Source organism: Mucilaginibacter sp. P25, from assembly GCF_050859465.1.
In the GTDB taxonomy this organism is placed as follows: Bacteria; Bacteroidota; Bacteroidia; order Sphingobacteriales; family Sphingobacteriaceae; genus Mucilaginibacter; species Mucilaginibacter gossypii.
Genome location: NZ_CP193937.1, coordinates 4562592 through 4588053, shown reverse-complemented (window position 1 = coordinate 4588053; position 25462 = coordinate 4562592). Strand labels below are relative to the sequence as shown.

The following is a 25462-nucleotide window of genomic DNA, read 5'->3' as shown; positions in this document are numbered from 1 at the left end:
AAGGCGAAACAAGTCAAAACATTAAAAGCGCCGTGATGAGCAGTTCATCATGGCGCTTTTTACTAATCTCTAACCTCCAGCCTCTAATCACTAAAATCACGTCTGTATCACCCCTACATTAAAAGCCTTTTCTATTGGTGCGTGATTAGCGGCTTCAATCCCCATTGATATTACTTTACGGGTTTCAAGCGGATCGATGATCCCGTCCACCCAAAGCCGGGCAGCGGCATAATATGGAGTTGTTTGAGAATTATATTTATCTGTTATCTGTTTCAACAATTCGGCTTCTTTTGCAGCATCTATCTCTTCGCCTTTAGCTTTGAGACTTGCTTCCTGGATCTGCAACAAGGTTTTGGCTGCTTGTCCGCCGCCCATTACCGCAATTTTGGCCGACGGCCAGGCGTAGATCAATCGTGGATCGTAGGCTTTGCCACACATGGCATAGTTTCCTGCTCCGTAGCTATTACCTACAACTATGGTGAATTTAGGTACAACGGAATTTGCTACTGCGTTCACCATTTTTGCTCCGTCTTTGATTATTCCCCCTTGCTCCGACCGGCTGCCTACCATAAAACCGGTAACATCCTGTAAAAACACCAGCGGAATTTTCTTTTGATTACAATTCATGATAAAACGGGTAGCCTTATCTGCCGAATCGGAATAGATTACCCCACCAAACTGCATTTCGCCTTTTTTTGATTTGATCACCTTGCGCTGATTAGCTACAATCCCTACGGCCCATCCGTCAATACGGCCTAAGCTGCAAATGATAGATTGTCCGTAGCCATCTTTATAGGGTTCAAATTCTGAGTTATCCAACAAACGGAGAAGAATCTCCTTCATATCATAGGCTTTTTCCCGGTTATCGGGCAGTATTCCATAAATTTCTTTTTCACTGAGTTTTGGAGCTGAGGGCTGGATCCTGTCGAAACCGGCTTTGGTATAATCGCCCGTCATACTCATGATATTGCGGATGGAATCAAGAGCGGCTTGATCATTAGGCTGTTTATAATCGGTAACGCCTGAAATTTCGCAATGAGTAGTGGCACCGCCAAGTGTTTCATTATCCACATCCTCGCCAATGGCCGATTTTACCAGATATGACCCCGCCAGGAAAACTGAACCCGTGCCTTCCACGATCATGGCCTCATCGCTCATGATAGGCAAATATGCACCTCCTGCCACGCATGAACCCATAATGGCGGCGATCTGGATAATTCCCATACTGCTCATGATAGCATTATTGCGAAAAATGCGGCCAAAGTGTTCTTTATCCGGAAAGATCTCGTCCTGCAAAGGCAGATAAACTCCTGCCGAATCGACGAGGTAAATGATAGGTAACTTGTTTTCGATGGCTATTTCCTGGGCACGGAGGTTCTTTTTTGCTGTTATCGGGAACCAGGCCCCTGCTTTTACCGTGGCGTCATTAGCCACAACAACACATTGCCTACCGGATATATATCCGATACCGCAGATAACTCCTCCGGATGGGCAGCCGCCATGTTCAGTATACATGCCGTCGGCCACAAAAGCGCCGATCTCCAGCCATGGTTTATCTTTATCAATGAGGTAAGCCACCCGCTCGCGGGCCAGCATTTTTCCTTTTTCTTTTTGTTTGGCTGCGGCTTTTTCACCACCGCCCTGATGTACTTTGTTAAGCCGGGTGTTTAGCTCATAAACAAGCTGCTTATTAATATCTTCATTTTTATTGAATTCGATATTCATAATTGGTTTTAGATAGGACAGGTAATTTAGAAAATTTCCTATCTAAAAAAGGAAATTGCAAACGGTTTTGTTTCAAAGAGGTGCAACCTTACCAGTTTGCCGTAAAAAGTTCGCATCAGGTCGTTTAATCAGCCAACTAAATCTTTCTACACATCAAGACTTTGACTCAGAACTCCAGACTTAAGACTTACGTAAGGTTTCTATCCTTAAACCATACATCATCTGGTTTGGCGTTGAAATTATCCATCAGGTTTACCAGCTCTATCGGATCGCCTGAGGTAAGAATCAGTTCGCGATTGGTTGGCTTCAGAAAACGTTGTTCAACCATTACATCCATTTGTTTAAGTAACAGATCGTAAAAGCCGTTGACGTTGAGCAAGCCGATAGGATGGTTATGCAAACCCAACTGCAGCCAGGTTAGCACCTCAAAAAACTCCTCAAGAGTGCCCCATCCGCCCGGAAGCGTAATGATGCCTTCACTAAGATCGTTCATCATTTGTTTACGCTGATGCATATTTTCTACAATGTGCAACTCGGTTAAACCTGTATGTCCTACTTCTTTATCCATCAAAAACTGCGGGATTATACCGATAGCTTTACCTCCCCTGCTTAACACAGCATCGGCCATCAAACCCATAACGCCAACTTTACCGCCGCCAAACACAAGTGTAATGTTACGGCTTACCATAACCTCTGCCAATAATTCGATGGCTTGTTTTAATGCAGGATCGCCATTGAAATTGGCACCGCAGAATACACAGATAGATTTCATGCTCAATGATAGCAAAATTTGTTCAATGGCCTATTAAGGTTTTGTTACCTGTTGATTGTATGTAATCCAATATTTATATATTTAGAAAAATTATCACATGAAAAAACCTATCTTAACCATTATCACGTTTTTTATTGTTGCAGTGCAGGCATTCGCACAAAACATCACAACTCCTAATGTTGAGCAAAAAGACGATCAATCAACAATCATCAAAAAAATAGAAACCAATAGTCAGTATACTATTGTGACCTTTGAAAACTATGCCTACCAGGATAATGCGTGGCTACAGCTCAATAAAGAGATCTTTATTCAAACTGATTTAAGCAACGCACATTATGAGTATGTTAAGTCGGAAAACATAGCCATGGTACCCAATAAAAATGTATTAAAAAAGGCTGGTGATAAGCTTGAGTTTAAGGTATATTTTAAAAAATACCTTCTGCTGCAAAATCCATTGACATCATAGAGCATGCCGGGTTAAGCAGGTCGGGAATTAACTATTTTAATTTTTATAATGTTAGTTTAACTGAGCAAGCTGCTGCAACCAAGCATGTCAAGGTAACCGATGTTGTATTGCTTCCGCCACCACCTGTAGCCACGGATACAGCCTCAACAGGACTATTTAATGGAAGCCCCTCTAATGACATGCAAAACGCGATGAATTCTATGGGACCGATGTACGCATCGATGGCAAAATCAGTGCTTGACGCTCAACTCGCTTACTTTAAGCAGCCCGGCAAAATAGCCGAAATAGCTAAATTAAATAAAGATTATTTTGATGCACTTGTTAAAGTGGGGTTCAATTACGAACAGGCGTTAAAGATCATCACCGCGAACGGTTTAATTTCAAAATCATCATCAGTGACCGGCCAATAGGTTATTATCAAAAACAAAAGCGGCTGAAAGATAGAGGATCTTTCAGCCGCCTTATTTTATGCAGTTTATATTAAGAATTACCTGCTTGTATAGTTAGGCGCTTCTTTAGTGATAGTAATATCATGCGGATGACTTTCGCGCATACCAGCAGCGGTGATCCTCACAAATTTGGCACGTTGGAGGTCTTCGATATTGGCAGCACCGCAATAGTGCATGCCGGCACGTAAACCACCGATGTACTGGAAAATCACTTCGGCCATGCTGCCTTTAAACGGCACCCGACCAACAATTCCTTCCGGTACCAGTTTTGTAACCACATCGGTTTCATCCTGAAAATAGCGGTCTTTTGAGCCTTTGGCCATCGCCTCAACCGAACCCATACCACGGTATGATTTAAATTTACGGCCTTCATAGATAATAGTTTCGCCGGGCGACTCTTCAACACCTGCAAATAATGAACCTGCCATGATTGAGCTTGCACCGGCGGCAATAGCTTTAACGATATCTCCGGTTTGTTTAATACCGCCATCGGCAATTACCGGAACGCCACGGCCTTCAAGTGCCTTGGCGCACTCATATACCGCGTATAACTGTGGTACACCCACACCTGCAATGATACGGGTTGTACAAATCGAGCCTGGGCCAATACCTACTTTAACCGCATCAGCCCCGGCATCAGCCAGTGCGATAGCAGCATCGCCCGTTGCAATGTTACCGGCAATTACCTGCAGGTTAGGATAGAGTTTTTTAACTGCCTTAACCATATCAATAACTCCTTTTGAATGGCCATGAGCTGTATCAACCGTAATTACGTCAACACCGGCATTAACCAGGGCGGTTACCCGGTCAATGTTATCGGCGGCTACACCAACGGCTGCACCAACACGTAAACGACCGTATTCGTCTTTACAAGCGTTCGGGAAGTTTTTAACTTTCTGAATATCTTTATAAGTAATGAGGCCCACCAGTTTCCCATCTTTATTCACAACCGGTAGTTTCTCAATTTTATTGCTTTGCAGTATGTTAGCAGCATCCACAAGGGTGGTACCTGCAGGTGCGGTGATCAGGTTGGTTTTGGTCATTACTTCGCTCACGGGAACGCTCATATCTTTTTGGAAGCGAAGATCACGATTGGTGATAATGCCTTTCAGATTATGATCTGCATCGATAACCGGGATACCACCAATGCTAAATTCCCTCATGATCTGGAAAGCATCTGCAAGCAGGGCGTCTTCCAGTAAAGTTACCGGGTCTTGGATCATACCGCTTTCTGAGCGTTTAACCTTGCGTACCTCGTCGGCCTGTGCCTGTATGGTCATGTTTTTGTGTAACATACCTATACCACCTGCCTGCGCAATGGCTATAGCCAGCTCAGCCTCGGTAACCGTATCCATGGCGGCCGAGATAATAGGAATGTTTAACCGGATGCTTTTAGTTAAGTAAGTGCCGGTATTCACTTCGCGTGGTAAAACTTCTGAATAAGCCGGGAGTAGTAAAACGTCGTCGTAAGTTAATCCTTCGGCAACAAATTTTGATGGGTCTAACTGCATAGCAAATAATTATTTTGGAGTTATTATTTGCCGGGCAAAGGTAATAAAATATTTCGGAATTCGGAATTTCGCTTTTCTATTTATTTAAAATTGCCTTAAGATGATAATTCGGGATTGGCATTTTGAATGTTCGATTTCGGATTTATTTTATTTTTACTACTCAAATCCATTCAAGAATTTGGGAGTCTCGCTTTCTGATTCGCCGTTAAACAAATCAAAAAGCGAATTTCCGAATCAAAGTAATCCGAAATCGAACATCCCAATTCCGAAATCAAAAATTAATATTTCCCTACAATCACTTTATAAAACTGATCGAAGTTGAAATAAGTATTAGCCAGTTGGATCAGCTTATCTGAAGTTATGTTTTTTACGGTCACCGTATACCTGTCATAATAATCGTAATCCAAACCTGCAAAATAGATGGTTTTGAACTTATCAGCATGCGAAAATACATTTTCCAAACTTCCTAATAATGAGCCTAACATGTAATTGCGCACCAGGGAAAGTTCCTCTTCCGGTACCAGTTCGGTTTTCAACAGGTTCATTTCTTTTTCAATCTCGGCAACCGCCGACTTACAAACATCTGCACCAACCTCTGTCGCTATAAAGAATGATCCGCCCTGCTTAAATGACGCCAGCCCCGATCCTATACCATAGGTATACCCCTTATCCTCGCGGATATTAGCCATTAACCGCGATCCAAAATAACCACCGAATACTGTATTTAAAACCTGTAACGCCTGGAAGTCTTCATGCGAACGGTTGATGATAGGCGTACCTATCCGGATAGCCGATTGCAAAGCTTCCGGTTTCTCTGTAAAATAAAACAGGTCGGCGGCGGCTTTAATATCGGGCTGAATTGTAACCGCCGGGATTGGGCTGTTTTCCCAATCTTTATCAAATGTATCGGTAAGCAATGTTAGCATTTCCGGCTCAATCTTACCCGCTATAACGATAGTGCAATTGGAAGGCTGGTACATTTTTTTGTAATGTGCCAGCATATCATCATGCTGCAGGGTTTGATAGTCGGTCATCTCAGCAGCATATCCAAAAATGGTAGTTCCATAAACAGCCCTGTTAAATGCTCTGCGGGCCACCACATCATTTTTTTGCAGACTAACCTGCAATTTTTGTTGTTGGTTGCGCTTAAAGGTTTCCAGTTCCTTCTCCGGAAAAATGGAATTATTCAGGATATCGGCAATAACCGGTAAAGTATGGTGCAGGTGTTTATTTAAGCTATACAGTGTTACCTGCGAGTTTTCGTATCCATAGTCAACCTGTAAAAAGGCGCCGTAAAAGTCAATTTTGTCGGCAATCTGTGCAGCAGTTAAAGTTGTAGTGCCATCAGTAAGCATGGAGTTTACGGCCATGTTAAGCAATGGTTTCGCCGGATCAAAGCTCAGGTTACCAAAGACCCACTCAATGCGCACAAGCTCCTGGTCGCCGGAGTTAAAGCAAAAAATGTTGCAGCCATTGCTTAGTTTCTTGTGCTCTGGCCTAATCAGATTAATATTATCGATAGCCCTGAATTCGGGGGCTAATTTTCTGTTGATCATATGTATATTGTTTGACCTTGATTTGTGTGATTTAAAGATTTCCTGATTCAAACGGTGTCCATACATCAAGGCAATCCTAAAATCCTTTTAATCATGGTTTCTTTTATTTCTCAGCCAAATAAATAAGTGTTGATGAATTATCTTTTCTGAACAGTTTATTGGCTTGTGCTTTTACCTGGGCAGCGTTTACAGCAAGATATTTTGCTGTTTCATGGTTGATCAGGTCAGCATCACCCAGCAATTCAAATGAGGCCAGGTTCATGGCCTTATCCAATAGCGACATTTCGGAAAAAATCATGGTTGACTCGGTTTTGTTCTGAACTTTAGTAAGTTCATCTGCCGGGATTTCCTCAGCTTTTATTTTTTCCAGTTCCTCCCATAATGCAGTCTCCGCCTGTTCAATGCTGATGCCATCGAGCGGTTTGCCTTCTAACACAAACATGCCTTTATCCAAACTGCCGGTAATATAGGCATGCACCTCGCTAAAAATCTGTTTTTCCTTAATCAGCGATTTATATAACCGTGACGAATTGCCGCGCGAAAGAATATCCGAAAGCAGCTCTACCACATAGTAATCTTGATCTGTGCGGGCCCCCATCTGAAAAGCGATATACACATCATTGAGTGGTACTTTGGCGGTAACCGTTTCGCGGCGGGCTTCCTGCTGTTCAGGTTCCTGGGGAAGGCTGCGGTGATATCTTTCGCCGGCCGGGATCGGAGCAAACCATTTTTCGGAGAGCTCTTTTACCTGTTCAGTTGTTACGTTACCCCCTACTACCATAATGGCGTTTTGTGGGTTATAATGTTTTTTGAAGAACGCTTTTACGTCTTCGATTTGTGCATCCTCGATATGTTTGATGGTTTTGCCGATAGTCGCCCAACGATAAGGGTGTTTTTTGTAAACCAACGGACGAAGCTTTAACCAAACATCTCCGTAAGGCTGATTTAAGTACCGCTGTTTAAACTCTTCTATAACTACGTTACGCTGCACCTCAAGGCTTTTTTCGCTAAAAGCAAGGCTCAGCATCCGGTCACTCTCCAACCAAAATGCGGTTTCCAGGTTAGCCGATGGCAGAGTGATATAATAGTTGGTGATATCGTTGCTGGTAAAGGCATTATTTTCACCTCCTACCCTTTGCAGTGGTTCGTCATAAACAGGGATATTGACTGATCCGCCAAACATGAGGTGCTCAAACAAATGGGCAAAGCCGGTTTGTTCGGAATCTTCATCGCGTGCACCAACATCATATAAAATGTTAAGCACCGCCATTGGCGTTGTATTATCTTCATGCACAATAACCCTAAGGCCATTGTCAAGTGTGAATCGGTTGAATTTAACCATGTATCTCTTAAATTTTTAATACGGATAGCAAATGTATAACTTTTGATGACATTGAAAGTGAATGCCAAAAATGAACAAGTGTTTTAGGTTAGGCACCGGTATTTTTTTACTTTTAGGCTACCAATGACCCGCGACGAACTTACCCAAAAAATAGCGAATACCATAGGCAAACTCAAAGTGCTTGAATTAAGCCGTATTTTGACTGAACAACAGTTTGATTTGCGCGACCTGATAGAGATTACCTTTCATGCTGATAAACCCCTCGGGTTCCGTGCGGCGTGGCTCCTGGAAAACATGTTTTTAAAAGACCCTGAGGTTTTTACCAATAATCTTGAATATTTGATTGAACGGCTACCACAGGTTACCAATCCAGGCTGCCAAAGGCATTATGCTAAAATATTGATGTACGCCACCGAGGAAAAAGAACAATCGCCGGTAAAACAAAAACTGAACAGCATCGATCTTGAACCAGCGGTTGAGCAGCTTTTTGGCTGGATGATAGATCCAAAAGTTAAAATAGCGGTGAAAGTATTTGCTGGTTGGGCTTTGTTTAATTTGCGGCACCGTTACCCCTGGGTGGCCGATGAGCTACCGGCCCAGCTTGAATTTTTAATGCGTAATGGTACCGCGGCTATCCAGTCGGCAGGAAAAAAATGATGAAGGAACTGAGACCTAAGCCTCTCTAATCACCGAAGGGAAGACTTCTAAAGTCTGCTATTGTATTAAAAGCTAAAAGCCGCCAACAAATATCCCGCTGTCCCTACAGAAATATTTGTCACCGACTTTTAACTTAAGATTTTTGACTCAAGGCTTTCGACTTACATACGCCGTTGGCCTGTCGTCGCCGTGCAGGTTATGACTCACCTGGCCATGATGCAATTTGGCAGCTAACGCGGATGAGCTATCATCGGCATAAGTACCATAAGCATTTACCAGCACTCCTTTTAAGTTATATTTTGATGATGATACAGCGTATACTATCGACATATCCGATGGATTACTTGGACCTTCAAAGCGATAAAACTCATCAATCTCAAAATCATCGGCAGTCATCCTGATATCTTTTTCTTTATCATCAATAGTATCGCCATCAAGGCTAAGGTTGGCCGTATATCCCCTCTTCATGAGGTCATTAGTGGCATCCACTAAGGTTTCATAATTTTTCATGGTGATGTTTTTGTATAGGTAAAACAGAAGATGAGTTCATTGATCACCTTCATATAATATATAACTGCAAAAGCAACTAACTTGTTTGAAGCGGGGTAATAAAAAAGTCCGGCTGCCACGGGCAACCGGACTTAAGCTAACAAATGAAAATTCTCCCGTTCGGGGAAAGGTTATTCTATGCTTACTGAGCTTTGGCCAGCCAGAATGAAGCATTTAAATGAAATGACGAATGCGAGGTATATCCTGACGGAGCATCACCCGACCAACCATTAAACAGGTTATCGCCTGTATCACCTGTGCCGTCATCGGCGTCCGAGCTGTCGCCGATCCAAACAACACGGCCGCTTCCATAGGTTGCCAATAATGCCATAGCGTTGGCATTGCCACCATTGGTAGCGCTGTTACGCCAGAATAAGCCCTGTACGGTTGAGTTGTTGGCCGGGAACAAGGTTGCTGTAGAACCATCGTAGAAAGCCATTTTTGAAGCAGTACCTGCCGCACCATTCAGCACTTTTTGCGCATCGGCATTGGAACCGGTATAAACGTTGGTTGACGGGCTTTCGTTGATATCAACATAATTTACAAAAAAGCCGAAAGGGTTGTTGTTATTGATGCCATTGTTGGTCATCAAGTCATTCCAAACCCTTGGCGAATCATAACCATCACCATCGCGGTCTGAAGGATTGTAGCCATTAGCATCAGTACCAGCAGTTGTGGCCGCGGTATGGTCTGCTATCATGAATAAACCACCACCATTAGCTACAAAGTTCATCAAAGCAGTTTTCTCGGCGGCAGTAAATAAGCGGTTAGGTTCGCAAACAACAAATACATCGTAATTGCTCAAATCCTGGGCTCCACCACCACCATAAGTGATTGCAGTACCTACAGGTAACGATTCAACCAGTTCGCCGCGTTTTACCAATTCTACCGCCCATGCTGAAAGAGCGCCTTTCCAATAAGTTTCGGTAGTAGATGAAGTGATACCTGTGTATGAAGGAGTAGGAACGCGTTGTGCTTTGGTTTCGGTAGTGGTTCCGCCTGTGTAAATAGCAACCTGTTCAGTGCCATCGGCATCTATTTGCCAGTCGGCACTGCCCGCGTTTTCAAGGTGACTTGCATCAAACAGGAATTTTTTGCCTGTAAGTACAGTACCCCCGCCTGTACCGCCGCCGCCGTTATCATTAACGGTGATATCATCAATATTGATACGGTTGGTGCCGCCAGATAATTTACGGATCTCTAAACGTACATTACCGGTTTGTGTAACAGTAAAAGTTGATATAGTAAGAGTTGTGGTAGTAGTAATTGCCGAACCGGATTGTGTCCAGGACGAACCTCCGTTAACAGAATAAAACAATCCCCATGTGCTTGGAGTATCGCCGCCGTAGGTAGCGCTTTTGATGGTAACCGTGCTGATGCCCGTGGTAACGTCAAACAGCATAGTAATTTTACCGGTGTTGCGGATCCGGGCACTCCATGAGCCCGCTTTTTGGTCGGCAGAGAGATTGCCGATCAGGGCATCATACATATTCCATGAATTGCCAGACAGGGTAACATTGTCGCCGCTCGATGAACCGGTTGGCGATACATCATAAGCAGTTTTGGGACTGGTTGCGCCAACTTCAAAACCCTGTGTTAAGGATACAGCTAAGGTTTTAATTGTTTTTGTACTGGTTGCAGTTTGGTCGGCAGCTTTCAATGCAGGCATCTGGCCGTTTTTTTGACAGCTTGCCAACATGCCTGTAGCGGCAGCAGCCAATACCCACATACGTAGATTAGTAAGTTTTAGCATAATGATTTTTCAGGTTTTAATGTATAAGTTAATAATGTTAAATTATACGGTAAAACCGTACAAAGGTTAATTCGTAATCATTGCTATTTCATTAACTTATTGTTAAGTAAACCTATTGAAGCTTCTTACATTTATATAAGTGTTCCATTTTCAGAAGTGGAACGGCTAACATATGGCTCGAAAATAAAAAAAGCGTCCAAAAAAGGTCGCTCTTTTAATACATTAAATTTGTTCAACTTTTACCTGGCAAAATAAGCTCCTATCCTTTTGGCAAAAGCTACGGTTAGTATGCCGATAAATATTTTCGCCCCTGCCGATATTACACTGCTTTGTTCATTAACATTGGCAAGCGTATACAAGTGGTATAAAAAATCGGGTATGGTGCCAACCAACAATAACCCTCCTATTATTACCAGGGATATCTCGTAGATGACTTTGCGCTCTGCAAAAAGTTTCGCGTTTTCCTGATAGTCACTTTCGTTGGTGATCCAGCGGGTGATTTTTTGTACCGGCAATTAACAACACCGCTAATACGATCAGGAAAATAAAGTTTAAACCATTTACCAGCAAAAGGTTTCCCTGATCGGCAGGCTGCTGTTCGAGAGAGGAACCCGCATGGTTACTGATAAAGGTGATCAGGCCGGGAAGTTTAGAGATATCGGCCACCAGCAGGTATATGCCCAGTACTTTAATGGCGACTTCATAAATGTCGGATTTTTTCATTCGTCTTAATTAGGGATTAATTGGTTTATGGCTTACAAGATAAACAATTGTGCTACATAAAAAAGAGAAATGAAGATCCGGAGGGTAAATTATTCAAGGTAATAATGCCTGATCCTGTTTAAATCCCCATCAAGTTCATAAACCCAGGGGGTGGCGGTAGGGATTTCCAACGCAGTCACTTCCTCATCATTTAAATTATCTATATATTTTATAAGCGAACGCAGGCTGTTACCATGTGCCACTACAATGACCTTTTGATTGCGGCGCAAGGCCCTGACAATTCTTTCGTTCCAGAAAGGCAATACCCTGTCCATAGTTTCGCTCAGGTTTTCGGTCAGCGGGAGCTCACGCTCGGTCAGATCTTTGTACCTAAGATCATGCCCCGGGTAGCGCGCATCATCTTTGGTTATAGCAGGCGGGTGTTCATTGGGGTCGCGCCGCCATTTTAATACCTGCTCTTCGCCGTACCGGGCAATGGTTTCGTCTTTATTTAACCCTTGTAAGGCACCATAAAAGCGTTCGTTCAACCGCCATGATTTTTCAACGGGGATCCATAGGTGGTCGAGCTCCTCCAGTATGTAATGCAATGTTTTGATTGATCGCTTTAAATAGGATGTAAAGCCAATATCAAAATTATAGCCATTCTTATTAAGGATTTTTCCGGCGCGATGAGCCTGTTCGTAACCTTTGTCTGACAGGTCGACATCTTCCCAGCCTGTAAATCTGTTTTCCTGGTTCCAGATACTCTCACCGTGGCGTATTAGTACTAATTTTTGCATAGGTACTTAGTTAACGCAAAAGTAGGTTAAGGGTTGTGAAAAACTTGCTTAATATTTATAAATCAATTAGCTTGCGGTACAAACCAAATAAACTAAAACCTATTATGATCCCTACTACACCAGTACCGGTGAAAGATGGCATTGCCAATCCCGCACCGCTTGGCCTTTGTGCTTTCGGAATGACTACTGTTTTGCTAAACATCCACAACGCCGGCTTTTTTGAAATGAACACCATGATTTTAGCCATGGGTATATTTTACGGTGGGCTTGCACAAGTTATCGCCGGTGTTATCGAAGCTAAAAAGAACAACACCTTCGGGCTGACAGCATTCACTTCGTACGGATTTTTCTGGCTTTCATTAGTGAGCCTGTTGGTAATGCCCAAGTTTGGCTGGGGAGCTGCGCCATCTGAAGGCGCCATGATCGCATACTTAAGCATCTGGGGTGTGTTTACCCTGCTGTTGTTTTTTGGAACATTGAGGCTTAACCGTGCGCTGCAATTTGTTTTTGCATCGTTAACTATATTATTTTTCCTGTTAGTGGCTGGTGATGTCACCGGCAATGCAGGCATTAAACACCTGGCTGGTTATGAAGGTATTATTTGTGGGGCATCGGCTATCTACACCGGTATCGCTAATGTTTTGAATGAGATTTACGGAAAAACCGTTTTGCCGATTGGCCCGGTGAAGGTTTAAATTATTTGAGCTAAATTGCGCGGGTGAAAGATTATAAAAAATATTACAGCATACCGGCCACTCCCGAAGAGATTTACATGGCCATCACCAACCCGGTTACCATTGAATTGTGGACTGGCGAAGTCGCCGAAATGTCGACAGAGCCCGGTACGGAATTTTCTATGTGGGATGGTAGTATCGTAGGTAAAAACATCGAATTTGAACCCAATAAAAGGTGGTTCAGCAATGGTATTTTGAAGGACAAAGCGATAATTCTATCGTTACCATCAAATTACATGCTGATAAGCAAGGCACTTCGGCCGAGTTAAGGCACACTAACATTCCCGATGATGATTATAATGATATTGTTGACGGTTGGAACGAGAGTTACTTTGGCGGCCTGATCGACTTTTTTGAGGGAGCTTAACACGTCGGGTATTCAACATCACCTCTTTAATAAAACAAAACATTTATAATTTATACGCATGAAACAAGGTCTTTTAATTGATATGGATGGTGTAATTTACAGCGGCGAAGAACTGATACAGGGCGCTGATAAATTCATCAAACACCTTATTGATAATGATATACCATTTGCTTTTATGACCAACAACAGCCAGCGCACCAGCCTGGAGGTAGTACGGAAACTTAAAAGATTGGGAATAACTGTAGAAACAAAACATATTTATACAAGCGCCATGGCTACCGGGAAATTCCTGGGCGATCAAAGCCCCAATGGTACCGCTTTTGTGCTGGGTGAGGGTGGTTTGTTGAGCAGTTTGCACGAAAACGGGATCACACTTGTTGATTCCGACCCGGAATTTGTTGTTTTAGGCGAAGGCCGCAACTTTACATTGGAAATGGTGCAGCGTGCGGTCGACATGATCCTGGCAGGCGCCAAGTTTATAACCACAAACAGGGACCCATCTCCTAAAAAACCGGGCTGGAACAATTTAGGTATCGCAGCTACAACAGCCATGATAGAGGAAGCTACCGGCCGCAAAGCTTTTGTAACCGGCAAACCAAGCCCGGTAATGATGCGCTCGGCAAGAAAATTCCTTGGGCTTGAAACGGCCGAAACGACTGTTATTGGCGATACTATGGAAACTGATATTCAGGGAGGTGTACAAATGGGCTATAAAACTATCCTTGTACTATCAGGCATTTCCAGCAAAGATCAATTGAGCCATTATGCCTTTAAACCTGATATGATAGCAAGCTCGGTTGATAAAATAGTTTTTCCGCTTAAATGGTGGTCATAAGATAATTCTGCAAGCCTGTTTAAAAGCGGACGATCATTTTTACTGGTCGTCCGTTTTTTGTTTTTGACTACATGAGTAAATTAAATCATTTGGAGTTTTGCAACAAGTTATTAAGCCATAACCCTTGTCAAAACATCCACCAGTTCCTGAATTTCGAAAGGCTTGCCAATATAGGCATCTGCTTCTCCAATTGCTGCTTTTTGTTTAATTGCAGGGTTGGCAGAAATCAACACAACAGGAATTTCCCGGGTTACGGGCTTCGATTTAAATAAAATACAAATTATATGGCCGCTAATAATCGGCAGGTTTTCATCAAGTAAAAAACAATCAGGCTGTAAGGCCACCATTTCTTCCAAAGTGGTGAAAGCCTTAAATCCAGACACCCGAAAACCCTCATTTTCGAGCAGCAGCGTGGTAGATTCAAGGATATCAGGTTCGTCTTCTATTAATACAATGTGTTTGCTCATAAATTATCCTTCTTCTACGAAAGTACTCCCCTAGTAGTTGGGTGGCCGCGAAAGTATGATAAAATCTGTAACCATCTAGTTAATGCTTGCGTCTCAATAAAAACACACATCATACTTTACCTAACAGTGAAAAATCACATACAATACTTATACCATAAATACACTGAGTTATTTATTCTCATCTGCTTAATTTCATTTGGGTTCTGCGGTATTTCAGAAGCCCAAATAGTAACTCCGGCAGGAAAACTTATCAGCAATGCCATGATAGACACATTTCTGCAAAAACAGATCGACTCATTGCAGCTTCCCGGATTATCAATAGCATTTATCAGTAAAGGCAAAATCGTTTATCACCGTGCTTTAGGAGTAACAGATATTAAAACAAAAACCCCAATAGACGAACAGTCGATTTTTGAAGCGGCTTCGCTCTCCAAGCCTGTATTTACCTATTGGGTTATGAAATTGGTTGACCGGGGCATATTAAATATGGATACCCCTTTGTATAAATATCTTCCCTATCCTGATATTGCACAGGATGAGAGATATAAGCTAATCACCGCCCGGATGGTGCTTTCTCACCAATCCGGTTTTCCAAACTGGCGTTTCTTCACTGCCGATTCCTCTTTACACGTGAAACAAGGTGACCTTTATTTGAATTTTAAGCCAGGTACAGCATTCAATTATTCGGGCGAGGGGTTTCTTTACCTGGGCAAAGTGGTAGCGCATTTGCTTAACTGTTCATTGCAAAATATGGAGCCACTGTTTGAACGTGAAGTTGCTATCCCACTACACATGCCCCATAGTTCATACACTGCCAATCCCTATATTTTGAAACATAAGGTCAGAGGACATCACGATGGGCACATAGATCCTGCTAACGGATTAAACTGGCCTATAATTCCATCCATCAGCATTGATTCAAACACTTTCAATCCTGCAGCTTCCCTGCACACCAACGCTTTAGATTATGCCGCATTCCTCATAGCCCTGATGAATGACCAAGGACTAAGTACCAATAGTATCCATGAAATGTTCCGGCAGCAATTAACCGTGCCCCTTCCCGAAGATTTCCGCAAAGCAGGCTATTCAGCCTGGGGATTGGGCATAGCAATAGCGCAAATTCCATCAGGTGCAATTTACTTACACTCAGGCAATAATGGCAATTTTCAATCAGCTTTCATGATGGATAAGGCCCGGCAGTCCGGCTATGTATTTTTTACCAATTGCGATCACGGGAACACTTTTAATGAGAAACTGGAGGCTTTCCTTTCGCTTAAATAGGTTTACTATATTTGCTGCATGGATACACCACTCCAACTTTCCACTTTTGAATCTGAGTTTCGCGTACGCCCCGATGATATCGACATGTTTCAGCACGTACATAACAGCAAATATTTTGATTATGTACTGGCTGCGCGTTACGAACAGATGGAGCGTTGCTATGGAATGGCGATGGAAAAATTTATGGAACGCGGCTTCGGCTGGGTGGTACGTACCGCCCATGTGGATTATAAACGTGCTTTAACCATGGGCGATTACTTTATTGTGAAAACCGGTATTGAAAGTATTGACGACAAAGGCTGCCGTGTAAAGTTTATCATCACCAATAAAGCCACTAAAAAGATCTGCTGCGATGGTTGGTTTGATTATGTGATGATTGACATGGCTACCGGACGCGGTGCAAAGATCCCTCAGGATGTAATTGATCAGTACCTGATCTGACCTTAACTGCGCGGATGGAATTGGCTGATGGTGCTTTTTAAATACTCCCTGTCTAAATGGGTATAGATCTCTGTTGTGGTGATGCTTTCATGTCCCAGCATCTCCTGTACTGCCCGTAAATCGGCGCCACCTTCAACCAGGTGTGTGGCAAAGGAATGCCGAAAGGTATGTGGACTTATCTTTTTCTTCAATCCGATGATTTCAGCCAACCCTTTGATGGTTAAAAAAATAATCTGCCGGCTTAACCTTGTGCCGCGCCTGTTCAGGAAAACATAATCCTCCTCACCTCTTTTTATTGGGTTATGTACCCTTACATTTTCTATCCAGATCTTCAGCGCTTTTATAGCTTCGCTGCCTATAGGCACTAATCGCTCTTTGTTGCCTTTACCGGTTACCTTTATAAATTCAATGTCAAGGTACAGGTTAGACAGTTTCAGTTCGGTAAGCTCGGATACACGCAGGCCTGATCCGTACAGGGTTTCCAGGATGGCTTTGTTACGCATGCCTTCAGGTTTGGAAAGGTCTAAGGCAGCTATAATTTTGTTGATCTCTTCATAGCTCAATGTATCCGGCAGTTTACGCCTGATCTTGGGCGATTCGAGCAGTTCTGACGGATCTGATTTAATGATATCCTCCATCAGCAGGTATTTAAAAAACGCTTTGATCCCCGAGAGGATCCTGGCTTGAGATGACGGGATCACCCCCAGTTCATTTATCCAGTTAATGAACCCGCGTAAATCAGTTAAAGTAATTAATTCTGGCTTTAATTTAGCTGTCTGTGAATCTGAATATTGATATAACTTTTCTATATCTCTGCTGTAAGCTTCGATGGAGTTGTCGGATAGCGACTTCTCTAATTTTAAATATGCCTGGAAACCTTTTATCGCCGAACGCCAATCCAATTGATTTTAGTTTTGATGATTTATAGCTAAGTTTGAACTAATGAAGATACAAATTATAAACGGTCCCAATTTGAACCTGTTAGGCGTTCGCGAAAAATCAATTTATGGCGATGCCAGTTTTGAAACCTACCTTGAAACTTTGCGCCAACGCTATGCAAACATCACCATTGATTATTATCAAAGCAACATTGAGGGCGAAATTATAAATAAACTGCATGAAATTGGGTTTAGTTACGATGGTATTGTGATGAATGCCGGGGCGTATACCCACACTTCTATTGCCATTGCCGATGCTATTGCTGCAATAAACACACCGGTTATAGAGGTGCATATCTCCAACGTACACAAGCGCGAGGAGTTCAGGCATAAATCAATGATAGCGGCCAGTTGTCGTGGCGTAATTGCAGGTTTCGGGATGGATAGCTATCGCCTGGCCATTGAAAATCTGTCGTTTAAATAATATTAAAATATTTTTTCGTTTTGATAAAACGCTTTTGGTGTAAAAGCGTTAAAACATTGCTTTCAGCTTATTGTTCCAGATGCTTAAAATATTCAGGGTTGCCGCGCTAAGTTTGCTTTTTGTTACGCTGTTATTCAGTGTTGATGCATTTGCCCAAGCCAAAAAGAAAAGATCAAAATCGGTAAGAGACTCGCTCCGCGCCTCTATCCTTTCGCGCGATTCGATGATGCGCGCGCTCAAACGCTCGGATACATCGGTAAACAACCTGCTGCAAAAGGTTGAATATTATACATCTGCCTTTAACCAGATCAAAAGCAACCTGTCAAAAAAGTTAGATACGGCAGAGATCAGCACTAAGCTACCATCATTTGAAAGGCGGATTACGCTCATCAAATCGCTTATTGATAATGATAAATCGAGCACGTTAAGGTACCTTTATACCATCAGGGATGTGCTTACCCGCAGTGATGACCAACTTGACCTTTGGCAGGAACAGCTTGCAGATATCAATAGTAAACTTGTTCAAAATCAAAACGATTTGGACGCCATATCGCGCGATAGCGTTTTAAAAATCCTGCCTGCTGATAGCTCACTGGCTACTACCTATCTCATCCAAAAAATAGCAATCGACAGCAAATATCACCGCCTGGATACTACCAATAAAAAGGTAATGGTGAAAGTAGGCCTGCTGCAAAACCGCACCTCAGCTGTTTATATTTCGATACTTGACCTCAAAGACCAGATTGATACCAAGATCAGGGATTTCAGCATTAGGGCGATGTCCCAGGAGTATAGCAACATATGGAACATGAATGCTGATGAAGGCAATGATTTCGGTACAGCCACAAAGGCTACTGCCGATATGAACGCTAAGCTTTTTAACTTTTTCATTGGCAGGGATATTCTGATCCATCTCGGGGGTTTAGTGGTGTTATTAGTATTTTTCGCCTGGGTCCGCGCCAGTCGCCGCAGGATCATGCGTGATAACGATACGCCCGAAAGTGTGTTTAGCCAGGCCAATTACGTTGTGAATTATCCGTTTGTATCCTCAATTGTTTTAACTTTTACGTTGCTGCCAAACGTTTATGATCACCCACCGGTAATTGTATTGGAGATGTTTTTATTGGTGCTGATGATTGCCCTGCTTTACCTCATAAAAAAGGCATGCCCTGCAACCATGTTCCGTTACATGCTGCAGTTATTTTGTATCACTATTATTTACAGCCTGAGCAATCTTTATATCCAGGTTACCAATATCGACAGGGTAGTTATTTTGATTTTAGGCCTCGCTGCATCGGTAATAAGTTTCAGGTTTTTATCAGAAGTGCGCAAGGCCACGGCTGATTACCTGCCTTATACCGGCTTTATATTGAAGGTTTTCATATTTCTGCAAGGGGCATCTTTTTTATGCAATGTTTTCGGCAGGGTAAGTTTGGCTAAGATCATTGGTGTAAGTGTGGTGTATAACCTTTGGCTTGCCCTGGCTTTGTATTATATGGTGCACATCATTATGGAAGCCTTGTTCCTGCAACTGGAAGCCGGTAAAAAGAGCAATAACCTTACTTCTTTTATCGATTATAAATTGATGCAAAATAAGTTCAGGAGTGTGCTGAGCATATTGGCTACCTTGTTGTGGCTGGTAATGCTTACCCAAAACCTGAACGTTGAAGATACCGTATTTGATTACCTGGGTGATTTTCTGACCAAAAACCGCAGCATCGGGGGTACCAATACCCAGTTCACGTTTCAAAGCGTAATCATATTTGTGGCCGTGATCTGGCTGTCATCCATCGCGTCAAAGATCATCAGTTACCTTTATGATATTGCTGCCAAACACGCCAACGATATCGACGTAGCCAAGAAAAAGAACCGCACCTCTACCCTGCTTATCCGCATCGGCGTAATTGCTTTAGGCTTTTTCCTGGCCGTTGCTGCTTCGGGTGTGCCTATTGATAAGATTACCATCATCATCAGTGCCTTTGGTATTGGTATTGGTTTTGGCTTACAGAATATCGTAAACAACCTGGTATCGGGTTTGATACTGGCTTTCGAGAAACCTATCCAGGTTGGTGATATCATTGAGGTTGATAACCGGTCGGGCACTATAATGGATATCGGTATCCGGGCCAGTAAAATAGCCACTTCCGATGGCGCCGAGGTAATCGTTCCTAACGGTGACCTGATTTCGCACCATGTAATTAATTGGACGCTAAGTAATAACAATCGCCGCGTAGAGCTAATAGTAGGAGTAGCATATGGATCTGATATCGAAAAAGTTAAGAATATATTATTAAACTTATTGATGAGCCATGATGATATCATGGCTCAACCCGCGCCGTCTGTGTTCCTGCACAACCTCAACGAAAGCTCGGTTGATTTCAGGCTATTCTTTTGGGCTGCAGATATCTCCACATGGCTTTCATTGAAAAGCCGCGTGCTTGCCGATATCTATGATGCTTTTGCTAAAGAAGGTATCGAAATACCGTTCCGCCAGCAGGATGTACGGGTGATATGGCCTAAGGGTTTGCCACCTATTAAAGTAGAAGCGCCGGGAATAAGGGAAGCTGAAGAAACAGAACAGGATACAAACGATACTAAAGCTCCGAAGGATCAAGATCAGTAAAATGAGTTTTCTTTTTCACAAAGAAATCCCAAACTATACTGCCTCTGTATATGCCTTTTGTGTTTTGTACCGCGTTGCCTTTCGCCTTTTGCCTTTCGCCTTTACCCTTCTTAAAGAGGCTTAACACAAAGCTTTGATGTGCCCTGCTTACTGCCCAGGCATCTTTGCGTTTACCTTCCATCAAAAACCTGAACAAGGCCAGTAGATCCATTATAAAGCGGATGCTGATCACCCAAAACGTCCGCCAAAATGGAAGGTTCTTTTTTATAAGCAGCAGGTTATTCCTGAAATTGAGATAAGTCTTAAACGGATTTTCGGCATTTAATGTACCGCCGCCAACGTGATATATGGTTGATTGCGCGCAATACATTACTTTATAGCCCATGTTTTTTAAGCGCCAGCAAAGGTCAATCTCTTCCATATGGGCAAAAAAGCTTTCATCAAAGCCGCCGGCTTCATCCCAAATGCTTTTTTTGATAAACAAAGAAGCTCCCGATGCCCAGAATACCTCACCTGATTGCTCATATTGACCGTTATCCTTTTCCAGCTCGTAAAAGATTCTACCGCGGCAAAAGGGATAGCCGTGCTTATCAATAAAGCCACCGGCAGCGCCGGCATGTTCAAAATATTCTTTTTGTGCGTATGACCGGATCTTGGGAGCAGCAGCAGCGATTAAACTATCTCTTTCCATTAATTCGATAACAGGTTCAATCCAGCCTGGAACAACCTCAACGTCGGAGTTAAGCAGGATATAATAATCGGCATCAACCTGGGCCAGCACCCGGTTATACCCCCTGTAAAGCCGTAGTTTTTATCATTTTGGATAATCCTTACCGATGGATAGTTTGCGCGCATAAACGCTACTGAATCATCCGAAGAAGCGTTATCCCCCATAACGATATCCAGGTTAGGATACGTTGAGGATAATACCGAAGGAAGAAATTGTTTAAGGTACTTTGCGCCGTTCCAGTTTAAAATAACTACAGCAACTTTAGGTGTATGGGTCATCTATGTAAATCCTCCGGCTTAAATTTCCATCTCCGGTGCGACCATAGCCAATATTGCGGTTCCCTCCTGATCATCCCCTCAAGATATTTAACATGCATATCTGTTATTTCGTGTTCGGCAGTTTCTTTTGGTGTTTCGGTAAGCGGGATTAGCGTATATTCATAATATCCGCGTTTTACCCTTTTCATGTCGTAAAAAACAACAGCTGCGTCAATTGTTTTGGCAATTTTTTCGATACCCAAAAATACCGCAGTAGGCTGGTTTAAAAAATTGGTGAAATAGTTTACCTCATGCATCACGGGAGTTTGATCGCCTACGAGCACACTTACAGTAAGTTCTTTACGGTATTCAATCATTTTACGCAATGTTTGCTTCATGGCAACCGGCTGCCCACCAAACCTAGAACGGATCTTGATGAAAAAATCATCAAACGTTTTGTTAGACAAGTTTTTGTAAATGATCATGAACCTTTTATCGGTAACAAAGTTGAAATTGAGGGCGGCCATTTCCCAGTTGCAGTAATGGCCGGCAACTGCAATAATACTTTTACCTTTAGCAAAGTATTCAAACACCAAATCGGAGTTGGTAGCCACTACCCTTTTCTGGATCTGTTTTTCTGATACGGTGATCATTTTAATGGTTTCCACTATCAGGTCGGCCAGGTAGCGATAATACTTTCGTTCAATATCATGACGTTCCTGATCTGTTTTTTCGGGAAACGAATTGCGGAGGTTTTGCTGCACCACATCGCGGCGATAATGAACAATGTGGTAGATAATAACGAAAGAAATATCAGATAAAATGTATAAAAACCAAAAGGGCAGCAGCGATATCAGGTATAAAATTAATATGCCAAACTTAGTAAAGCCCTTTTTTATCATTATTTTAGCCAATTTTGAGCACAAACATAAAATATATGATTGAAAAAGGCGCTGTGTTACCTATGTTTTATCTTCCACCGGTCGACTATTTTGTACAGTTAAATATGTACAAGCCTGATATACTGATAGAAAGAGAAGAGCATTTCCCCAAACAAACTTATCGCAACCGGGCTAATATCTACTCGCCCGATGGGGTACTGGCATTGGTGGTGCCGGTAATAAAAGGTTCAAAAAACCATACTAAAGTTAAAGATGTAAAAATCAGCTACGATTTTATGTGGCAGCGCCTGCACTGGCAAAGCTTGCAGGCCTGTTATCGCCGTTCGGCTTATTTTGAATTTTATGAAGATGATTTAGCGCCTTTTTATGAAAAACAAATCACCTATTTGTTTGATTATAATCAGGAGCTTTTGAACCTGCTGCTCAAGCTTACTAAAATAAAAACAGAACTAAATTATACGGATGAATACCAGGCCGAATATCCTAACCTGCACGATTTTCGGTTTTCTATTCATCCTAAAAAGAAAGCGAAATGCAGCAGAAACCATATTTCCAGGTATTTGAAGACCGACGGGGCTTTATGAAAAACCTGAGTATTATTGACCTGCTGTTTAACCAGGGCCCGCAAACCATAAACTATTTGTAGATGAATGGCAACTTTAAACGCCTGCGCCTTAAAAAACACAAACACGCAGGAAATGTAGGTGACAGACCGGGTACTATCAGGGTAGCCGATGATGCACTGAAACCCATTATATCCGTTTACTCATATAATAAAGATGAGTTGGTAACCTGTGAGGGAAAGGATATCAAAACAGCATTAAAACAGCTCAATAAATGTGACAATCATACCCATTGGATCAAGATTAATGGGTTAGGCGATGCCTCGCTGATTGAGCAAATTGGTGAGCATTGCAGTATAAATGCCCTGGTTTTGGAGGATATTGCCAATACGCACCAGCGCCCCAAATTTGATGAATACGAGGATTATGCCTTTTGTACCAGCCGCATCGTTCAATTTAACAAGGATAACGAGATCATTAACTGCCAGTTTTCGGCTATCATAAAAGATAATATCATCATTAGTTTTGAGGAGGATCACACCGAGCGCTTTGACGCCGTAAAAGCCCGTTTGAAAGCCGGAAAGGGTGCTATCCGTACCGCGGGACCCGGATATATGTGTTATGCGCTTACTGACACTATAATTGATACCTACTTTGTGCTGCTTGCCGAAATTGGCGATCATTTGGATGCCCTTGAAGATAAGCTTTACCTGAGCGCCGATAAAACCATCATGTTTAATGCCCAGCAGCTAAAACGTACGCTCATTGTTGTACGCCGTGCCAGCTGGCCCGAGCGGGATAAGATCAATGACATGATCAGGTCTGAAAGTCCGCTGATAACGTCGGAAGTTAAATTGTTTTTACGCGACGCTTACGACCATTGCATCCAGGCTATGGATCTCATTGAAAATTATAAGGAGGTAACATCAAGCATCATCGATCTGTACCTATCCATGGTAAGTAACCGCATGAACGAGATCATGAAGGTGCTTACCATTATTTCGGTGATTTTCATTCCGCTTACTTTTATTGCGGGCATTTACGGCATGAATTTTTCGCGCCAGGATGATAAAGGCCATATCCTTCCGGATAACATGCCCGAATTGTACTGGCACCATGGTTACATTTATGCTATCGTGTTTATGTTTTTGATAGCCTTAATACAGGTGTTTGTATTTTGGAAAAAGGGTTGGTTTAACAGGCTATAAGCTCCCCGCCCCCTAAAGGGGAGAAAAAAGGAGTTATTGAACAAGCTTACAAAGCACCCCCTTTACGGGGCCGGGCGGCTTGAACTTGTTTCTTTACCATATACAGGATCTCACCCAGCCCATTTGTTTTGATCTCAAATGTGGTTGAAAGCAACATCCCCATTTTATCTTTACTAAAACCCTTGCCCGCCATCCATTCCAGGTATGATACCGGGATATCGGCTATAATAGTGCCTTTATATTTACCGTAAGGCATTTTGGTTTGTACAATATCAATGAGGATCTTTGGATCTGGCTTTAAATTTTCCACGCGGTAAAGGTAAGCACAAACCGATGGGATTCTGCTCCTATTCCTGCAATCCTTTTATAATAAAAAATGTTGCGAGTGCAGCTGCGACGCCAACTGTTGCTTTTAAAATACTGCTGCTTATATAAGGCGGGATATAGGTCACGCCCATTTCATCGGCAACAGCCGGATGCCCCACATAGCGGCCTTTTACAGGTATTGCTACCTGCTCAAAGTTATCGGCCAGTTCATGTAATTGATCATGCAGCTCACGGCCGCGCATTACGGGGCCATGACCTGCCGCTACTGTGCGTGGTTCAAGCGCGGCAAGCCTTCGTACTGATTGGGCAGCAGCTTCCCAGTCGGTAGTGAAATACCTCGGCGGGCCGGTTAACTTTTTAAGCGAACTAAATGAATAGAAAGCTGATTCGGCCTTGGTAGTTGAAAACGCATCCCCGGCTATTAAGGTCGAATTTATTGGCAAAAACAGCGAAATATGGCCCGGCGTATGTCCCGGTGTGTGAATGATCTTCCATTCGGGCAGTTCTGGAATCCCTTCCTCCATATCGATGGTTTTTACTTTAGTACCGAGGTTAATGGGGGATGTTGGGAAAAATACCGACAGTAAGCTCATCAGCCCGTCGGTCAGTGATGGATCAGCCGGCGGATATGATGACAGGCCTGTTAGGTAAGGCAATTCAAGTGCGTGGGCATAAACAGGTACATTCCAAATCTCCAAAAGTTCTGCCAATCCTCCCGAGTGGTCGGCATGTCCATGTGTGAGCACAATAGCGGCAGGCCTGGTTCCCGGGCCAAAAAGCTCTTCGGCCATGGCAATGATTTTTTTGCCGAACCTTTTAAGCCCGTATCAACCAAAACCCAGCCTTTGGCAGCACCGGGACGGTTGGCGATCATGTAAACATTAACAAATAATAGTTTAGTTCCCCATACCCTTTGCGATACCTGGAAATATTTTGTACTGAGCCTTCTGTTCATGGTTTATAATTATTAACAAAACGTAACTCTTGTATTAAAAGTTTTAGCTGCTTAAATTTAAACACAATTTTATCAGTCTAAAACAAATAACATGGCCTTCGGCTTAACACCAGCGCAAACAGAAACTG

Annotated in this window: 29 protein-coding genes and 1 pseudogene; 14 read left to right on the top strand and 16 right to left on the bottom strand. The window is 42.8% G+C overall.

Translation table 11 applies throughout. The annotated features are described in order from the left end of the window. Positions 1 to 96: 96 nt before the first annotated feature. Together ACRQ5D_RS23140 and ACRQ5D_RS23135 are read right to left on the bottom strand one after the other, a co-directional pair. Positions 97 to 1725, bottom strand: a complete 1629-nt coding sequence (locus ACRQ5D_RS23140; protein WP_091164775.1) for an acyl-CoA carboxylase subunit beta — start codon at positions 1723 to 1725, stop codon at positions 97 to 99. Between the two features lie 187 nt (positions 1726 to 1912). Then, positions 1913 to 2497, bottom strand: a complete 585-nt coding sequence (locus ACRQ5D_RS23135) for a TIGR00730 family Rossman fold protein (protein WP_091164777.1) — start codon at positions 2495 to 2497, stop codon at positions 1913 to 1915. A 97-nt stretch (positions 2498 to 2594) separates the two neighbouring features. Here ACRQ5D_RS23135 and ACRQ5D_RS23130 point away from each other — a divergent pair, with 97 nt between their 5' ends. Together ACRQ5D_RS23130 and ACRQ5D_RS23125 are read left to right on the top strand one after the other, a co-directional pair. Beyond that, positions 2595 to 2963 carry a hypothetical protein gene (locus tag ACRQ5D_RS23130; RefSeq protein ID WP_431200547.1) on the top strand — a complete coding sequence of 123 codons (369 nt, stop codon included), beginning with the start codon at positions 2595 to 2597 and terminating at the stop codon, positions 2961 to 2963. A 107-nt stretch (positions 2964 to 3070) separates the two neighbouring features. Continuing rightward, on the top strand, positions 3071 to 3373 hold the full coding sequence (locus ACRQ5D_RS23125) for a hypothetical protein (RefSeq protein WP_432326746.1): 303 nt from the start codon (positions 3071 to 3073) through the stop codon (positions 3371 to 3373). Positions 3374 to 3450: 77 nt separating this feature from the next. Here ACRQ5D_RS23125 and guaB read toward each other — a convergent pair whose 3' ends face one another. The 3 genes from guaB to ACRQ5D_RS23110 form a co-directional block, all read right to left on the bottom strand. Continuing rightward, a complete protein-coding gene (guaB, locus tag ACRQ5D_RS23120) occupies positions 3451 to 4923 on the bottom strand; it encodes an IMP dehydrogenase (protein WP_129570165.1) in 1473 nt (490 codons plus the stop codon). Between the two features lie 278 nt (positions 4924 to 5201). Beyond that, complete coding sequence (locus ACRQ5D_RS23115; protein ID WP_091164785.1) at positions 5202 to 6479, bottom strand: M16 family metallopeptidase; 1278 nt, start codon at positions 6477 to 6479, stop codon at positions 5202 to 5204. A 103-nt stretch (positions 6480 to 6582) separates the two neighbouring features. Next, positions 6583 to 7821 carry a M16 family metallopeptidase gene (locus ACRQ5D_RS23110; RefSeq protein ID WP_091164789.1) on the bottom strand — a complete coding sequence of 413 codons (1239 nt, stop codon included), beginning with the start codon at positions 7819 to 7821 and terminating at the stop codon, positions 6583 to 6585. A gap of 123 nt (positions 7822 to 7944) precedes the next feature. On the opposite strand from ACRQ5D_RS23110, the gene ACRQ5D_RS23105 reads away from it, so the two are divergent. Continuing rightward, on the top strand, positions 7945 to 8478 hold the full coding sequence (locus ACRQ5D_RS23105) for a hypothetical protein (protein WP_431200545.1): 534 nt from the start codon (positions 7945 to 7947) through the stop codon (positions 8476 to 8478). Positions 8479 to 8625: 147 nt separating this feature from the next. On the opposite strand, the gene ACRQ5D_RS23100 is transcribed toward ACRQ5D_RS23105, so the two are convergent. The 5 genes from ACRQ5D_RS23100 to gpmA all read right to left on the bottom strand — a co-directional run bounded on the left by ACRQ5D_RS23100 (position 8626) and on the right by gpmA (position 12282). Next, on the bottom strand, positions 8626 to 8988 hold the full coding sequence (locus tag ACRQ5D_RS23100) for a phosphoribosylpyrophosphate synthetase (RefSeq protein WP_218134381.1): 363 nt from the start codon (positions 8986 to 8988) through the stop codon (positions 8626 to 8628). Between the two features lie 181 nt (positions 8989 to 9169). Further along, complete coding sequence (locus ACRQ5D_RS23095) at positions 9170 to 10780, bottom strand: hypothetical protein (RefSeq protein WP_218134382.1); 1611 nt, start codon at positions 10778 to 10780, stop codon at positions 9170 to 9172. 239 nt (positions 10781 to 11019) lie between these two features. Continuing rightward, positions 11020 to 11295, bottom strand: coding sequence for a hypothetical protein (locus ACRQ5D_RS23090; RefSeq protein ID WP_431200543.1), 276 nt, complete (start codon positions 11293 to 11295; stop codon positions 11020 to 11022). After that, the gene (locus ACRQ5D_RS23085; RefSeq protein ID WP_431200542.1) at positions 11252 to 11503 is read right to left on the bottom strand and encodes a hypothetical protein; all 252 of its coding nucleotides are present in this window, start codon (positions 11501 to 11503) and stop codon (positions 11252 to 11254) included. Before ACRQ5D_RS23085 ends, ACRQ5D_RS23090 begins: the two co-directional genes overlap by 44 nt. Positions 11504 to 11592: 89 nt before the next feature. After that, the gene (gpmA, locus tag ACRQ5D_RS23080) at positions 11593 to 12282 is read right to left on the bottom strand and encodes a 2,3-diphosphoglycerate-dependent phosphoglycerate mutase (protein WP_091164799.1); all 690 of its coding nucleotides are present in this window, start codon (positions 12280 to 12282) and stop codon (positions 11593 to 11595) included. 104 nt (positions 12283 to 12386) lie between these two features. On the opposite strand from gpmA, the gene ACRQ5D_RS23075 reads away from it, so the two are divergent. Genes ACRQ5D_RS23075 through ACRQ5D_RS23060 form a run of 4 tightly spaced genes read left to right on the top strand, consistent with a single transcriptional unit; the run spans position 12387 to position 14218 of the window. After that, positions 12387 to 12977, top strand: a complete 591-nt coding sequence (locus ACRQ5D_RS23075) for an acetate uptake transporter (RefSeq protein WP_091164801.1) — start codon at positions 12387 to 12389, stop codon at positions 12975 to 12977. 23 nt (positions 12978 to 13000) lie between these two features. After that, complete coding sequence (locus tag ACRQ5D_RS23070) at positions 13001 to 13285, top strand: SRPBCC domain-containing protein (protein WP_431200541.1); 285 nt, start codon at positions 13001 to 13003, stop codon at positions 13283 to 13285. Continuing rightward, a complete protein-coding gene (locus tag ACRQ5D_RS23065; protein WP_431200849.1) occupies positions 13234 to 13383 on the top strand; it encodes a hypothetical protein in 150 nt (49 codons plus the stop codon). Before ACRQ5D_RS23070 ends, ACRQ5D_RS23065 begins: the two co-directional genes overlap by 52 nt. Before the next feature lie 58 nt (positions 13384 to 13441). After that, positions 13442 to 14218, top strand: a complete 777-nt coding sequence (locus ACRQ5D_RS23060) for an HAD-IIA family hydrolase (RefSeq protein ID WP_091164815.1) — start codon at positions 13442 to 13444, stop codon at positions 14216 to 14218. Between the two features lie 110 nt (positions 14219 to 14328). On the opposite strand, the gene ACRQ5D_RS23055 is transcribed toward ACRQ5D_RS23060, so the two are convergent. Then, positions 14329 to 14685 (bottom strand): response regulator, encoded by a 357-nt coding sequence (locus ACRQ5D_RS23055; RefSeq protein ID WP_091164818.1) that lies wholly within the window; start codon positions 14683 to 14685, stop codon positions 14329 to 14331. A 126-nt stretch (positions 14686 to 14811) separates the two neighbouring features. On the opposite strand from ACRQ5D_RS23055, the gene ACRQ5D_RS23050 reads away from it, so the two are divergent. Then, the gene (locus tag ACRQ5D_RS23050; protein WP_091164821.1) at positions 14812 to 15966 is read left to right on the top strand and encodes a serine hydrolase domain-containing protein; all 1155 of its coding nucleotides are present in this window, start codon (positions 14812 to 14814) and stop codon (positions 15964 to 15966) included. A gap of 18 nt (positions 15967 to 15984) precedes the next feature. Beyond that, the gene (locus tag ACRQ5D_RS23045) at positions 15985 to 16407 is read left to right on the top strand and encodes an acyl-CoA thioesterase (RefSeq protein ID WP_091164824.1); all 423 of its coding nucleotides are present in this window, start codon (positions 15985 to 15987) and stop codon (positions 16405 to 16407) included. Positions 16408 to 16409: 2 nt separating this feature from the next. Here ACRQ5D_RS23045 and xerD read toward each other — a convergent pair whose 3' ends face one another. Next, entirely contained in the window at positions 16410 to 17309 is a 900-nt protein-coding gene (xerD, locus tag ACRQ5D_RS23040; protein ID WP_091164825.1) for a site-specific tyrosine recombinase XerD, read from the bottom strand. Between the two features lie 40 nt (positions 17310 to 17349). On the opposite strand from xerD, the gene aroQ reads away from it, so the two are divergent. Together aroQ and ACRQ5D_RS23030 are read left to right on the top strand one after the other, a co-directional pair. Next, the gene (gene aroQ, locus ACRQ5D_RS23035; RefSeq protein WP_091164826.1) at positions 17350 to 17769 is read left to right on the top strand and encodes a type II 3-dehydroquinate dehydratase; all 420 of its coding nucleotides are present in this window, start codon (positions 17350 to 17352) and stop codon (positions 17767 to 17769) included. Between the two features lie 79 nt (positions 17770 to 17848). Next, positions 17849 to 20392 carry a mechanosensitive ion channel family protein gene (locus tag ACRQ5D_RS23030; protein ID WP_091164827.1) on the top strand — a complete coding sequence of 848 codons (2544 nt, stop codon included), beginning with the start codon at positions 17849 to 17851 and terminating at the stop codon, positions 20390 to 20392. Here the strand turns inward: ACRQ5D_RS23030 and ACRQ5D_RS23025 are convergent. Both ACRQ5D_RS23025 and ACRQ5D_RS23020 read right to left on the bottom strand, forming a co-directional pair. Next, positions 20364 to 21400 (bottom strand): annotated as a pseudogene (locus ACRQ5D_RS23025) (glycosyltransferase family 2 protein). The gene ACRQ5D_RS23030 and the pseudogene ACRQ5D_RS23025 overlap by 29 nt on opposite strands. Further along, positions 21397 to 22281 (bottom strand): lysophospholipid acyltransferase family protein, encoded by an 885-nt coding sequence (locus tag ACRQ5D_RS23020; RefSeq protein ID WP_091164833.1) that lies wholly within the window; start codon positions 22279 to 22281, stop codon positions 21397 to 21399. The pseudogene ACRQ5D_RS23025 and the gene ACRQ5D_RS23020 overlap by 4 nt, the downstream one beginning before the upstream one ends. 14 nt (positions 22282 to 22295) lie before the next feature. On the opposite strand from ACRQ5D_RS23020, the gene ACRQ5D_RS23015 reads away from it, so the two are divergent. From ACRQ5D_RS23015 to corA, 3 genes are read left to right on the top strand one after another with little or no spacing between them, the layout of a single operon-like run. Further along, on the top strand, positions 22296 to 22865 hold the full coding sequence (locus tag ACRQ5D_RS23015) for a WbqC family protein (protein ID WP_431200538.1): 570 nt from the start codon (positions 22296 to 22298) through the stop codon (positions 22863 to 22865). Then, complete coding sequence (locus ACRQ5D_RS23010) at positions 22814 to 22927, top strand: WbqC family protein (RefSeq protein WP_431200537.1); 114 nt, start codon at positions 22814 to 22816, stop codon at positions 22925 to 22927. Before ACRQ5D_RS23015 ends, ACRQ5D_RS23010 begins: the two co-directional genes overlap by 52 nt. Further along, on the top strand, positions 22928 to 24052 hold the full coding sequence (gene corA, locus ACRQ5D_RS23005) for a magnesium/cobalt transporter CorA (protein WP_091164835.1): 1125 nt from the start codon (positions 22928 to 22930) through the stop codon (positions 24050 to 24052). 46 nt (positions 24053 to 24098) lie between these two features. On the opposite strand, the gene ACRQ5D_RS23000 is transcribed toward corA, so the two are convergent. Further along, on the bottom strand, positions 24099 to 24362 hold the full coding sequence (locus ACRQ5D_RS23000) for a DUF3820 family protein (protein ID WP_091164837.1): 264 nt from the start codon (positions 24360 to 24362) through the stop codon (positions 24099 to 24101). Between the two features lie 37 nt (positions 24363 to 24399). Continuing rightward, positions 24400 to 25170 carry an MBL fold metallo-hydrolase gene (locus ACRQ5D_RS22995; protein ID WP_431200536.1) on the bottom strand — a complete coding sequence of 257 codons (771 nt, stop codon included), beginning with the start codon at positions 25168 to 25170 and terminating at the stop codon, positions 24400 to 24402. Between the last annotated feature and the right edge of the window lie 292 nt (positions 25171 to 25462).